Origin of the sequence: Arenibacter sp. ARW7G5Y1, assembly GCF_003201775.1 — a bacterium.
Classification (GTDB): Bacteria; Bacteroidota; Bacteroidia; order Flavobacteriales; family Flavobacteriaceae; genus Arenibacter.
On the sequence record NZ_QJJZ01000001.1, the window covers coordinates 668,179 to 681,868 of the forward strand.

13 protein-coding genes are annotated in these 13,690 nt (G+C 40.8%); 4 read left to right on the plus strand and 9 right to left on the minus strand.

What is annotated here, in order from left to right:
- Positions 1 to 25: 25 nt before the first annotated feature.
- Complete coding sequence (gene purH / locus C7972_RS02775; RefSeq protein WP_110354657.1) at positions 26 to 1,558, minus strand: bifunctional phosphoribosylaminoimidazolecarboxamide formyltransferase/IMP cyclohydrolase; 1,533 nt, start codon at positions 1,556 to 1,558, stop codon at positions 26 to 28.
- Between the two features lie 93 nt (positions 1,559 to 1,651).
- Positions 1,652 to 2,104 carry a GAF domain-containing protein gene (locus tag C7972_RS02780; protein ID WP_110354658.1) on the minus strand — a complete coding sequence of 151 codons (453 nt, stop codon included), beginning with the start codon at positions 2,102 to 2,104 and terminating at the stop codon, positions 1,652 to 1,654.
- A gap of 161 nt (positions 2,105 to 2,265) precedes the next feature.
- Between C7972_RS02780 and C7972_RS02785 the strand changes: the two genes are divergently transcribed.
- From C7972_RS02785 to C7972_RS02795, 3 genes are all read left to right on the plus strand, one after another.
- Complete coding sequence (locus tag C7972_RS02785; protein ID WP_110354659.1) at positions 2,266 to 2,682, plus strand: hypothetical protein; 417 nt, start codon at positions 2,266 to 2,268, stop codon at positions 2,680 to 2,682.
- Between the two features lie 97 nt (positions 2,683 to 2,779).
- Positions 2,780 to 5,017 carry a TonB-dependent receptor gene (locus C7972_RS02790; protein WP_258364756.1) on the plus strand — a complete coding sequence of 746 codons (2,238 nt, stop codon included), beginning with the start codon at positions 2,780 to 2,782 and terminating at the stop codon, positions 5,015 to 5,017.
- Positions 5,018 to 5,057: 40 nt separating this feature from the next.
- On the plus strand, positions 5,058 to 5,414 hold the full coding sequence (locus C7972_RS02795) for a heavy-metal-associated domain-containing protein (RefSeq protein ID WP_110354660.1): 357 nt from the start codon (positions 5,058 to 5,060) through the stop codon (positions 5,412 to 5,414).
- An 87-nt stretch (positions 5,415 to 5,501) separates the two neighbouring features.
- Here C7972_RS02795 and groL read toward each other — a convergent pair whose 3' ends face one another.
- The 7 genes from groL to miaB form a co-directional block, all read right to left on the minus strand.
- The gene (groL, locus tag C7972_RS02800) at positions 5,502 to 7,130 is read right to left on the minus strand and encodes a chaperonin GroEL (RefSeq protein WP_110354661.1); all 1,629 of its coding nucleotides are present in this window, start codon (positions 7,128 to 7,130) and stop codon (positions 5,502 to 5,504) included.
- 103 nt (positions 7,131 to 7,233) lie between these two features.
- Positions 7,234 to 7,512, minus strand: a complete 279-nt coding sequence (groES, locus tag C7972_RS02805) for a co-chaperone GroES (RefSeq protein ID WP_072860635.1) — start codon at positions 7,510 to 7,512, stop codon at positions 7,234 to 7,236.
- Between the two features lie 142 nt (positions 7,513 to 7,654).
- Positions 7,655 to 8,023 (minus strand): preprotein translocase subunit SecG, encoded by a 369-nt coding sequence (gene secG / locus C7972_RS02810; RefSeq protein WP_110354662.1) that lies wholly within the window; start codon positions 8,021 to 8,023, stop codon positions 7,655 to 7,657.
- Positions 8,024 to 8,026: 3 nt separating this feature from the next.
- Entirely contained in the window at positions 8,027 to 8,956 is a 930-nt protein-coding gene (locus C7972_RS02815; RefSeq protein WP_110354663.1) for a hypothetical protein, read from the minus strand.
- Positions 8,957 to 8,959: 3 nt separating this feature from the next.
- Positions 8,960 to 9,478: an LptE family protein gene (locus C7972_RS02820; RefSeq protein WP_110354664.1), complete on the minus strand. Its 519-nt coding sequence runs from the start codon at positions 9,476 to 9,478 to the stop codon at positions 8,960 to 8,962.
- A gap of 62 nt (positions 9,479 to 9,540) precedes the next feature.
- Positions 9,541 to 10,812 (minus strand): sigma-54-dependent Fis family transcriptional regulator, encoded by a 1,272-nt coding sequence (locus C7972_RS02825; protein ID WP_110354665.1) that lies wholly within the window; start codon positions 10,810 to 10,812, stop codon positions 9,541 to 9,543.
- A 3-nt stretch (positions 10,813 to 10,815) separates the two neighbouring features.
- Positions 10,816 to 12,261 (minus strand): tRNA (N6-isopentenyl adenosine(37)-C2)-methylthiotransferase MiaB, encoded by a 1,446-nt coding sequence (miaB, locus tag C7972_RS02830; RefSeq protein WP_110354813.1) that lies wholly within the window; start codon positions 12,259 to 12,261, stop codon positions 10,816 to 10,818.
- 156 nt (positions 12,262 to 12,417) lie between these two features.
- Between miaB and C7972_RS02835 the strand changes: the two genes are divergently transcribed.
- Positions 12,418 to 13,665, plus strand: a complete 1,248-nt coding sequence (locus C7972_RS02835; RefSeq protein ID WP_110354666.1) for an LVIVD repeat-containing protein — start codon at positions 12,418 to 12,420, stop codon at positions 13,663 to 13,665.
- The last annotated feature ends 25 nt before the right edge of the window (positions 13,666 to 13,690 follow it).

Below are 13,690 nucleotides of genomic sequence, written 5' to 3' on the forward strand. Positions count from 1 at the left end.
AGTTTGATCGTTAAAAGTAATAAAATTAATGTTTAAAATGACGTGTGCCAGTCATAACCATTGCAATTCCATTTTCATTACAATAATCGATACTAAGTTGATCCTTTATGGAGCCTCCAGGTTGTATAACGCTGGTTACCCCACTTTTATGCGCAATTTCCACACAATCTGGAAACGGAAAGAAGGCATCACTGGCCAATACCGCTCCATTTAGGTCAAAATTGAAGGATTGGGCTTTGTGGATGGCTTGGTTTAGGGCATCTACACGGGAGGTTTGGCCGGTTCCACTGGCGCACAATTGTTTGTTTTTAGCAAGTACAATGGTGTTACTTTTGGTGTGTTTGCACAATTTTGAAGCGAAGATTAAATCTTCCAGTTCCCTATCCGTAGGCTTTTTATTGGTAGCATTGGTAAGGTCGGAAATTTTATCGGTCTTTTCATCTTTTTCCTGCACTAAAACTCCGTTTAAACATGTTCTTACCGTCATTTTTGGAAGGTCAACTTCGTTCTGTACCAAAATTATTCTGTTTTTCTTGCCTTTTAAGATATCCAGGGCCACTGGGGTATAGCTAGGGGCAATTACCACTTCGCAGAATAGATTGTGTATTTCTTCGGCGGTTGGTTTGTCTATTTCTACGTTGCTGATCAATATTCCACCAAAAGCTGAAACAGGGTCTCCTGCCAAGGCATCAACATAGGCCTGGTGAATTGTTGGTCTGGTGGCGAGACCACAGGCATTATTGTGCTTTAATATGGCAAAGGTGGGGGCATCGTTCTTAAATTCTTGGATAAGGTTTACAGCTGCATCCACGTCCAACAAATTGTTATAGGAAAGTTCCTTTCCATGAAGTTTATTGAACATTGCGTCAAAATCCCCAAAGTAAAATCCTTTTTGATGGGGGTTTTCTCCATAACGCAGTACTTGCCCGTTGGTTTCACTTAATTTAAACGCAGCTTCTTCGTGGTTTTGGTTGAAATAATTAAAAATGGCCGAATCATAATGCGATGAAACATTGAAAGATTTGGTAGCAAAACGTCTACGGTCTTCCAAAGTGGTGCTGCCGTTACCGTTGGTAATCATTTCCAAAACTTCGTCATAATCGTTCATGGAGGACACGCAAAGTGTATCCTTGTAATTTTTGGCCGCGGCGCGTATCAATGAAATACCGCCTATATCTATTTTTTCAATGATATCCTGTTCGGAGGCCCCACTGGCAACAGTTTTTTCAAATGGGTAAAGATCTACAATTACGATATCCAATTGGGGGATTTCAAATTCCTTCAATTGTTCCTGATCGCTCTTATTGTCCTGACGGTTCAAAATACCACCAAATACCTTAGGGTGCAATGTCTTAACCCTGCCGCCCAAAATGGACGGATAGCTGGTAACGTCCTCTACAGGTACTACATCGATTCCCAAATCCTTAATGAATGTTTCCGTACCGCCTGTAGAATAGATGGTAATTCCCAATTCATTAAACTTTTTTACCAAGGGCTCTAGGCCATCTTTATGAAAAACGGATATTAAGGCTGACGAAGCTTTTTTAGTGGTACTCATTTTGTTGTGATTGTTGTTATGGATTATAAGGACACAAAAGTAATTTTTTTGTGCTTAAAAATCAGCACGTTTATTAACAATCGCCCTAAAGTTTTAAAGAATCTTGGACACCTCTTGGTTTACGTATTCCAAAAAGTGCTCATCCTCCTTTGAAAATGGGTCGGGAGTATTGGAGTCGATGTCTATTTGACCAATATTTACGCCATTTAAAAATAACGGAACTACAATTTCCGCCTTAACGGTTATGCTGCATGCTATGTAGTTGTCCTGGGCTTTTACATCCGGAACCACAAAGTTTTGATTGGAGACGGCTACCTGTCCGCAAATTCCTTTGCCAAAAGGAATTATGGTGTGGTCTGTAGGGGCGCCGGCATATGGACCCAATTTGAGCTCTTCCCTATCTCCATTTTTGAAATAGAAGCCTACCCAATCGTAATGGGGGACATTCTCTTTTAACAATTCGCATATGGCCTGCATTTTTTCGGTTGCAGTTTTCTGGGTACTGTTCGTAATTTCCGAAATCTTTGGTCTTAAAATAGTAAGCATGTGATAAATTTTCACAAAAATAAGGCTATTTGCAAATTCTTTGATCCATAACCTCTTTAAACTTCCTAACTGTTATTGATAAGGACAATTTTTCCCCTAAATTTTAGTTAATGTTGCAATAGGGAAATATAGAGTAATAACTTTTGATTATTTTTGCCTTGATGAAAGTAATGATCCATAAAATACTGGCCGTGTTGATGGCATTTTTTATGCTGGTCTCCACCGTTTCCTGGACCGTTGAGAAGCATTTTTGCTTTGGATCTTTGGTAGACGTCGCTTTTTTTCATGAAGCGGATACCTGTGGTATGGATTTGGGGTTGGAGGAAGAGAATTTGTCCCCTAAGAAAAAATCAGATACTTGCTGCAGTGATGAGACCATTTTGGTAGTGGGGCAGGATAACCTAAGTATTTCCTATGACGATCTTGGTGTGGTCCAGCAGCTTTTCTTGGTGGCCTATACTTCCTATTATGAAAATTTATTTCAGCCAAGGGAGCAGCACCGTGTTCCCCATGCCGATTACCCACCTCCCATACTGGTCAAAGATATCCATATTTTGGACCAAGTTTTCCTCATTTGATTTTTTATTGGTAGTAAGCTCGGGTTCCCTTTTTTTGGATTTGGAGGATCCGATGTTTTATTGATTTCAATTATCTACTAATATTAAAATATATCAAGTGAAGAATTTTTTTGTAAGTATATTTTTATGGATTCCGTTATTGGCAATCTCCCAGAACACTATTGAGGGTATGGTGATGGAGGACAATCCTGAAAATAAGCACCTAGGTTTGGCCGGAGCCAATGTTTATTGGTTAAATTCCCAGACAGGGACCATAACGAAGACCGATGGTAGCTTTTCAATCCCATTTAAGAAGGAGTATAATCGGCTTGTCATTAGTTATGTGGGATTTGAGTCGGATACCTTGATCATTGATTCCCCTGGAAAGGTAAATCACTGGCTAAAACCTTCCAATGCGTTAAATGAGGTGGTGGTTCAAAAGAAAAGGGACGCCGTACAGAAATCCTATTTCAGCCCACAGAATGTGGTCACCATAAATAGCGCCGAATTACTAAAAGCGGCGTGCTGTAACCTCTCTGAGAGCTTTGAAACCAACCCGGCCATAGATGTCAATTTTTCAGATGCTTTGACCGGTACCAAGCAAATACAAATGTTGGGACTTACCAGTCCTTATTTGTTAATAACCCAAGAGAATATCCCTATGGTAAGGGGTGCCTCCCAGGCCTATGGACTTACCTTCACCCCTGGGACTTGGGTGGAGAGTATACAGATTACGAAGGGGGCGGGCAGTGTGGTAAATGGTTATGAGAGTATTTCAGGCCAGATAAATACGGAATTGGTAAAACCTTTGACGGATAATGCCCTATTTGTTAATGGATATGGCAATTTGAATGGCAGGCTGGAGTTGAATACCCATTTCAATAAACAGTTGACCGATAAGTGGAGTACGGGGCTTTATCTCCATACCAATAGAAGGGATGTGAAGGAGGATGATAATGGGGACGGATTTTTGGATGCCCCCTTGGGCAATCAAATAAATGTTTTGAATAGGTGGCAATACCAAAACCCAAGTACCGGATGGGTCAGCTTTATCAATCTTCGTTTCTTAAACGACGACAAACAGCTGGGACAGACAAATTTTGTCCCGAGTATCGATAAATTCACTGCCAATTCGTGGGGAGGTGAAATAAATACCAGGAGGTTTGATACTTCGCTGAAATTAGGTTATGTATTTCCAGAGCTACCTTTTCAAAGTCTTGGTTTTCAAACGGCCTACAATATTCATAAACAGGATTCTTATTTTGGGTTTAATGAATATAATATTGATCACGAAAGCATCTATTCCAACCTGCTGTTCAACTCCATAATAGGGGATACCAAGAGCAAGTATAAAACGGGCCTCACCTTTGCTTATGATGGATATGGCGAAATGGTGAACACGCAAGATTATTCTAGGGTGGACAAATCTATTGGGGCCTTTTTTGAATATAGCTATGACAATTTAAAGGAATGGAGTTTAACTGCGGGCATAAGAGTGGACACCCACAATAATTTGGGGACTTTTGTTACGCCTAGATTACACCTGCGGTATATGCCATGGGATAGAGGGAGCTTTAGGGGGTCTTTGGGCCGTGGAAAACGGGCAGCCAACATCTTTGCCGAAAACCAACAATTATTTGCCTCCTCAAGACGGATAAGGGTTCTTGGGGATGGTAGTAGTATTTATGGGTTGGATCCAGAAGATGCCTGGAATTATGGAACTAGTTTTATACAGGGGTTTAGTTGGTTTGGCAGAAAGGGTAATGTAACCTTGGATTATTACGTTACCAATTTTAAAAATCAAGTGGTGGTGGATTGGGAGAACCCATTGGAGGTGTCATTTTATAACTTGGAGGGAGAAAGTGTGGCCAAAAGCTTTCAATTTGAAATAAATTATAATGTTCTAAAGAATCTTGAGTTAAGGACGGCTTATAAATATTATGATGTGGAAACCGATTATCGCAGCGGTACCCTTCAAAAGCCTTTACAGGCCCAACATCGATTTTTTGCCAACCTTGGTTATACTTCAGTACCTAAGACAAATGGTTCCTTATGGCGTATGGATTATACGGTCCATTCGCTGGGAAAACAGCGATTGCCAAATACCTCCAATAATCCAGAAGCGTATAGATTGGCAGAATTTTCCCCATCCCACAGTATGATGATTGCTCAAATAACGAGAGTGTTCAACGATAATTTTGAAATATATATAGGAGGCGAGAATTTGGCCGATTACACCCAGGATGACCCTGTGTTGAGTGCGGACGACCCATTTGGTCCAAATTTTGATACTACCATAGTACATGGCCCTATAATGGGCAGAATGTTTTATGCGGGATTTAGATATAAATTATAAATTTATTCAATATTAATTATTCAACTTAAAAAGTGGAGATATGAGAAATATAGTATTAGGAGCGGTGTTTGTTTTTTTGACGGCAGTTGGCTATGGCCAAGAGAAAAATAAAAAAATGAGCTTCGAGGTGAATGGTAAATGTGCCATGTGCAAAGAGAGGATAGAGGAAGCCGCCTTGGCCGTAAAAGGGGTTAAATACGCTTTATGGGACATCCCGACCCATCAATTATCGTTGATCATCGATGAGCGAAAAACAAATTCCATGTTGGTAAAAACGGCCATAGTCGAGGTAGGTCATGATACCAAGGAATTAAAGGCTACGGAGGAAGCTTATGAAAGTGTTCACCCTTGTTGCAGGTATCGCGAGGATAATAGCGACGATGGACAGCATCATTAAAGTTTGGTCTTTATAAGCCTGGTAAAAACAAAAAACCGCATTTGGATTTCCAAATGCGGTTTTTTTTGTTGCTGTAAATTTTAAAACTTACATCATTCCTGGCATTCCACCACCCATTGGTGGGCCTGCAGGAGCATCTTCTTTGATGTCTATCAGGGCACATTCGGTAGTTAAGATCATTCCGGCAACAGAAGCGGCATTTTCCAATGCAATTCTGGTTACCTTCTTAGGGTCTATGATACCCGCTTTGATCATTTCCACATATTTCTCCGATTTGGCATCATAACCAAAATCGCCTTTGCCTTCCAAAACTTTGGCAACTACTACAGATCCTTCCCCACCGGCATTTTCAACGATGGTTCTCAAAGGTGACTCTATTGCTCTGGCAACGATTTGTACACCTGTTTCCTCATCTGCATTTTCAGTCTTGATTTTGGAAAGTACGGATTTTGCTCTAACCAGGGCAACACCCCCACCGGCAACGATTCCTTCTTCAACCGCAGCTCTTGTAGCGTGAAGGGCATCATCTACCCTATCTTTTTTCTCTTTCATTTCTACTTCGGAAGCAGCGCCAACATAAAGAACAGCAACCCCACCGGCCAATTTGGCCAAACGTTCCTGTAATTTTTCCTTGTCGTAATCCGAGGTGGTAGATTCTATTTGGGATTTGATTTGGTTAACCCTTGTTTTAATGGTTTTTGGATCCCCTGAACCGTTTACAATAGTTGTATTGTCCTTGTCAATAGTGATTTTTTCACAGGTACCAAGCATATCCAAGGTGGCATTTTCCATTGTAAAGCCTCTTTCCTCAGCTATTACGGTTCCACCTGTAAGGATAGCGATATCTTCCAACATAGCCTTTCTTCTATCTCCAAATCCTGGTGCCTTAACTGCGGCAATCTTTAAGGATCCCCTTAATTTGTTTACCACCAATGTGGCCAAAGCTTCTCCATCCACATCTTCTGCAATGATCAAAAGAGGTTTTCCGGATTGTGCTACAGGCTCCAATACTGGTAACAAATCCTTCATGGAAGAAATCTTCTTATCATATAGTAATATGTAAGGATTTTCCAAGTCGGCTGTCATTTTTTCAGAATCGGTAACAAAGTATGGAGAAAGGTATCCCCTGTCGAATTGCATACCTTCCACAACATCAACATAAGTATCTGTTCCTTTGGCCTCCTCAACAGTAATAACTCCTTCTTTTCCAACTTTTCCGAAAGCTTGGGCAATAAGATCACCAATGGTTTCATCGTTATTGGAGGAAATGGCGGCTACTTGTTTGATTTTTTCTGAAGAGTCGCCTACTTTTTTGGTCTGCTTGGCCAAATCTTCAACAATAGCCTCTACAGCTTTGTCTATACCTCTTTTTAGGTCCATTGGATTGGCACCTGCCGCTACGTTCTTTAAGCCTTCTTTTACGATAGCTTGTGCAAGAACGGTGGCAGTAGTAGTACCATCACCTGCCAAATCATTGGTTTTGGATGCAACTTCCTTTACCATTTGGGCCCCCATATTCTCTAGTGGATCCGCTAATTCAATTTCTTTGGCTACGGTAACACCATCCTTGGTAATGTTTGGTGCTCCAAACGATTTACTGATGATTACATTTCTACCTTTAGGTCCCAAAGTAACTTTTACTGCGTTAGCCAATGCATCGACACCTCTCTTCAGGCCATCTCTTGCATCGATATCAAATTTTATATCTTTTGCCATAATTTAATTTCATTTGTCATTCCAAATAAAACGGAATGAAATTAGTTATACTCTTTAGTTTGTAGTTTGGAATTTTCCCAGTATGCGGGGAAAAAGTGCAATATTATATAATTGCTAAAATGTCGCTCTCGCGCATCATAAGATATTCGGTACCTTCAAGCTTTAGCTCAGTACCGGCATACTTGCCGTATAGCACCGTATCTCCAACTTTAACTGTCACTTTTTCATCTTTTGTACCAGGTCCAACGGCAACTACCTTGCCTTTTTGTGGTTTTTCCTTTGCGGTATCAGGGATGTAAAGACCAGATGCAGTCTTTGTTTCAGCAGCCATAGGTTCTATTAGAACTCTATCTGCTAATGGTTTAATGCTAACTTTAGCCATATTATTTAGATTTTATGTTTTTAAGTTTGATTTTAATAGGCAGAAATTATGCCATTGCCTAAAAACTGACACTTTGTTAAATAAAAATGCCAGCTTGTCACTTAAGCTGGCATTTTTTATATTTTAAAGTCGTTTTCTCCTGTTATTGGTCACCTTCAGTGGTGTTTGTACCATTAGTGGCAGGTGCAGAAATTGGAGTTTCTGGCAAAGCATCCGGCGCAGTTGTTTCAATAGGGTCGCCATTAAGCAATTTTGAATCGGAATCACTGAAACTTCCCTTTAATGCTACATTGGAAAGCAATATTAAGACAACCAGTATGGTCGCCAACGTCCAAGTACTCTTATCCAAAAAGTCCCCTGTTTTCTTTACGCCCCCTACAACTTGGTTGCCGCTGCCACCAAAGGATGAGGACAATCCTCCACCTTTAGGGTTTTGCACCATAATAACAAGCATCAATAGGATGCAAACTAGGATGATCAGGACCAAGAATATTGTAAATGTTGTATTCATTATTTAATTATTTTCTTGTTGTATCTTTTCTACCGCTTTTATTCGGTCTGCAAAGAAACTACTTTTTTCTGGATATTTCAAACTTAAAATTTTGTAGGCCTGAATAGCCTTTTTGTACTTCTTTTGTTCTAAATAGACTTTGGCCAAAGTGGCTGTCATCAATTCATTTTTGTCGAAGCTAAGGGAATCCTTGATGGTCACTTTGACCGTATTTTCCTTGGGTACAATTTTTGGGTTGGCTTCGATGAATTTATCAATTAGATCAAATTTTTTCTTTTTTAATTTATTTTCTTTTGGAATTGGTTTCGCCTCGGTCTTAGCGGCCCCTTTTTTGGGGGTATCGGGTTCGGGTTTTTTCTTTTCTACCTTATTTGAGGTTAATTGAAGCCATTCCCCAAAGGAATATTTTTCTTTCTTGGTGAAATTTAACGGTTTCCCGATTTCCAGTGTTTCCTCAGCTTTTTTTTTATCGTCCGAAATGGACTTGTCTATTTTGGGGTCTTTGGAAGAAAACAGTGAGGGGTCCAAAATGTTGTCGGCATCCTTTACAGTCCTTGGTAAGGGTTCGTCATCCGATTCTTCTATCAGTGAACTTTCTTTTTTAAAATCGGAAACGATCTCTTCGGATATGGTGGGTGTATCGTTTAAAGTGGTGGACTTGCCCAGAATTGAATCGGCAATGGTATTTTGTAAAAAGTCAACGGAGGTGATGAAATCAAAAAGAATATCCCTATCCGCTGTATAGGCGGCGGTCAATTTAAGGGCATTGTTGTATTTAAAACTGTTGAGGTTCTTAAGGCCTTTAAGGTGCATGGCCCTTGCTGCTTGAAAGTATGGGTACTCTGCCAATACATCTTCCAGTTGGTTGGTCTGCACAGGGGAAACCACTTCATCCGGATTTTGTAATAAATATGTAAAGTCCTGTACGTTCATAAATTACCAATCTGCCAATGATTTATTAAAAATGTCCTGGGTAATACGTTCAAATATTACCTGGTGGGCCTCATCCTTAACACTGGCCAATTGGGAATTGGCCGGATAATCGTAAAAGAAGGAGAATCGTTGTTCAAAGTCTACATCTTCCTTGGTGTTGTTGAAAAACCTTACGTTTACACCAATACTCAGTCTGTTCTGTGCTGCGGTTTGTTGTGAGGTGGCCGACATGGGGGATATTCTATATTCCACGATCTCGCCTTCGTAGAGCAAATCCCCGTTGGATTTAACAAGGTCCAAACTGGTCTGGTTCAATATTAGATCCTGTAGGGCAAGTGTAAAATCCCTATCCATTCCGGGCTCGAAAGTAGACCCTGGGTTCTGGGATGCATAGTTTTGAAAATAATTGACCTGAAAGGTTTTCGCCGTCCCTACATCGCCCCCGGTAAAGTTATATATGCCACAACCAGCAACACAGCTGGTTAATACCAATAGAATTATAAGATTTTTTGCTTTAATCATTCATTCGTTTTTTTCTAAATTCTTTTATTTTTTGCCTACTGCCTACTGCCTACTGCCTACCGTTAAAGGTCGTACTGTTTTATTTTTCTGTACAGGGTGCGTTCCGAGATGCCCAATTCTGCGGAAGCAGCTTTTCTTTTGCCTTTGTTGCGTTCCAAGGATTTTTTAATGAGTTCTATTTCCTTGTCCTGTAAAGATAGGGTTTCTTCCTCTTGTATTTCCTCTGCAAAATGATACTTGTCCTCTTGTTGGGGAGATTTAATTATCGGTTTTTCTATATAGGGTTCGGGAAGTTGTAAAATTTCACTGGGACTTTCCTCTTGCTCGGCATATTCCTCCTCGTCATCCCCGTAGATTTTGCGGATAAGATTTTCATTTTCTTCCTGTACTTTCTCGCTGTCGTTGTGTTTGAGCAGCTCCAGTGTTAATTTCTTAAGATCGTTAAGGTCGCCTTTCATGTCAAAAAGCACCTTGTACAATATCTCCCTTTCCGTGCTAAAGTCGCTCTCTTTTTTTTCCTTTCCAACAATGGCGGGTAAATTGCTATTGCTGGAATTGGGCAGGTAACTGTTTAGAGTGGCCAAGGTAATAAGTCTGCTTTCCTCCAAGACGGAAACCTGTTCGGCAATATTCCTCAATTGTCTAATGTTTCCCGGCCATCTATATTTTAATAGCAATTGTACGGCATCGTCCTCCAGGCGGATCGTTGGCATTTTATATTTCTGCCCAAAATCCGATGCAAATTTCCGAAATAATAGATGGATGTCCTCCTTGCGCTCCCGCAATGGGGGAATGTTGATTTCTACCGTACTTAACCTGTAATACAGGTCTTCCCTAAACTTTTCCTTTTTTATGGCCTCGAACATATTAACATTGGTGGCGGCCACAATTCTGACATCGGTTTTTTGGACCTGTGAAGAACCTACTTTTAAAAATTCCCCGTTTTCCAAAACCCTCAAGAGACGTACTTGGGTGGTTAGGGGAAGTTCCCCTACCTCATCCAAAAAAATGGTACCGCCATCGGCTACCTCAAAATAACCACTTCTGGTAGCTGTTGCGCCTGTAAAAGCCCCTTTTTCATGACCAAATAGTTCGCTGTCTATAGTGCCTTCCGGTATGGCCCCACAGTTGACCGCAATGTATTTGGCGTGTTTTCTATGGGAAAGGGAGTGTATAATTTTTGGAATAGCCTCTTTACCAACACCGCTTTCCCCTGTAACCAACACGGAGATGTCCGTAGGGGCCACTTGAATGGCCTTTTCAATGGCACGATTAAGTTTTACATCGTTGCCAATGATTTCAAACCGCTGTTTTATTGATTGAATCGATTCCATTGTTTAATTGTTATTGGATAGTCCCAATGGCCTTCCTATTAAGGTGCCGGAGGTGCAATCGGTAATTTCGACATTCACAAAATCTCCTATTTTGTAGTTTTCCTTTGGAAAAACCACTACAAAACTTTGGGAATTCCTTCCCATCCAATCCAAATCCGATTTTTTGGAGGAACCCTCGATCAGGACTTCAACTGTTTTTCCTAGCTGTTGTTTGCTTCTATAATGGCTATGCTCCCTTTGAAGGGCAATGATTTCAGTTAGTCTTCTGTTTTTCACCTCTTGTGGCACATCATCTTCCATATTCCTTGCCGCAGCCGTCCCAGGCCTTTCGGAATAGGCATACATATAACCATAATCATACTTAATCTCTTTCATTAAGGAAAGGGTGTCCTGATGATCTTCTTCTGTTTCGGTCGGAAATCCTGTGATCATGTCTTGTGAGACGGTGCAATCTGGAATTATTTCCTTAATGTTCCTCACCAGTTCCAGGTATTCCTCCCTAGTGTGCAATCTGTTCATTGCCTTTAGGATCCTATTACTGCCACTTTGCACAGGTAAATGTATATAGTTGCAGATATTTGGATATTTTGCTACTACCCGAACCACATCCAAGGTCATGTCCTGTGGATTGGAAGTGGAAAATCGAATGCGCAATTTTGGTTGTGCCAAGGCCACCATTTCCAATAAGTTCGAGAAATTTACGGCTGTGGCTTTTTGCATTTCGGAGGCTTTTTCGAATCCCTTTTTTAATCCGCCACCATACCAAAGGTAGCTGTCCACATTTTGCCCCAAAAGGGTAATCTCCTTAAATCCCTTATGGGCAAGGTCGTTTACTTCTTCCAGTATGGATTGTGGATCCCTGCTGCGTTCCCTGCCCCGTGTAAAGGGTACTACGCAAAAGGTGCACATATTGTCGCAACCACGGGTAATGGATACAAAGGCAGTAACGCCATTGGAGTTGAGACGTACAGGGGAAATATCCCCATAAGTTTCTTCTTTGGATAGGAGTACGTTTACTGCATTTCTGCCATCATCTATTTCTTGGATAAGATTGGGCAGGTCCTTGTAGGCATCCGGGCCTACTACCATGTCCACAATTTTTTCTTCTTCCAGTAACTTGGTTTTTAGCCTTTCGGCCATGCACCCAAGGACCCCCACTTTCATATGTGGCCTATGCCGTTTTACGGCATTAAATTTTTCCAGTCTCTTGCGTATGGTAAGCTCTGCCTTTTCGCGAATGGAACAGGTATTGACCAATACCAGGTCGGCGTCTTCCAGTACATGGGTAGTACTAAACCCTTCGTTGGACAATATGGAGGCTACAATTTCACTATCCGAAAAATTCATGGCGCAGCCATAGCTTTCTATGTATAATTTTCTAGTGCTATTTTCTTTTCCCTCAAGGGTTATGGCAGTTCCTTGTACGGATTCATCTATAATCTTCTCCATTTTATTGTGCATTCAACCTCATCTTTAAGAGTGTGCAAAGATAGTACTATATGCCTAAATATGACATATTGACAGTTAAATATTTGTCAAAAATCAACGCAACTTTATGGGTTACAGGGTATCTAGTAAAAAACGACCCCATAAAATTATATAGGTATGCAAAGGATGAATCTGTTTTTATTTATGTTGGCTGCATTAGCGCTGGTTTCTTGCAATGATGGGGATGATGGCAAATATGCGGAGTACTTGGTGGCCAAGCCCTTAACGATGGGCAAGGCCGAATTTAAACAGGCTATAGATATCATTGCTCCAATTCCCTTGGAGGAATCCGGTAAAATTTATGTCTATGGGGAATATATATTTGTCAACGAGAAATACAAAGGGGTGCATGTAATTGATAATTCGGATCCAAGGGCTCCCAAAAAGATTGCATTTATAAAAATACCCGGCAACGTAGATGTTTCCGTAAAAGGCAATTACCTCTATGCCGATAGCATTATGGATTTGATCGTTCTGGATATTTCGGATATCAACAATATCAAAACAGTCAACCGCTTGGAAAATGTACTGAGGGACAATGTGGTTTTTCCTTTCGAGGCAGATATTTATGCGTGGCAGGATATAGATTATGAAAATGATATTGTGATAGGATGGGAAACTGTTAAGGAAAGAAGGTTGATAGAGGAAGTGCAGGTGGATTTTTCACGTGAATTTGATGTAATGCTTTCCAATGCCGCCCAAAATACGACCTCTACAGGCCAGGGAGGGTCCTTGGCGCGTTTTAAGATCGTAAATGACTATTTATATGCCGTAGACAGTCACACTATCAATGTATTCAACATTCAGGATCTGGAAAACCCTAAGGATTTGGAAGACGTGTACGCCGGTTTCGATATTGAAACTATTTTTAACAGGGGGGATCAATTGTTTTTGGGGAGTATGAGGGGGATGTATATATATGATATTTCCGCTCCGGCCACGCCTACATTGATTTCTGAATTTGAGCATGGTACGGCCTGTGATCCCGTGGTTGTTGATGGGGATTATGCCTATGTAACCTTGAGGGGCGGCAATATGTGCGGTGCTACGGAAAGTGGACTTTTTATAGTGGACATTTCAGATATCACCAAGCCCGAGTTGGTAAAGACCTATCCGATGGATGGCCCCTACGGCCTGGGGGTAAAGGATGAAAAATTATTTGTGTGCGATGGGGCTTCTGGACTAAAGGTCTATGACAAGACCAATGTTCGGGACTTGGTACAGCTTAACCATTTTAAGGATGTAGAGACCTTTGACGTTATTCCTATGGAGGATAATTTATTGATGATAGGGAAGGAAATTATATATCAATATGAATATTTGGAAAATAAAATAAAGCTGATCAGCACATTTAAGCTTAATTAATGCTACCGAAATACTTTAAAACACC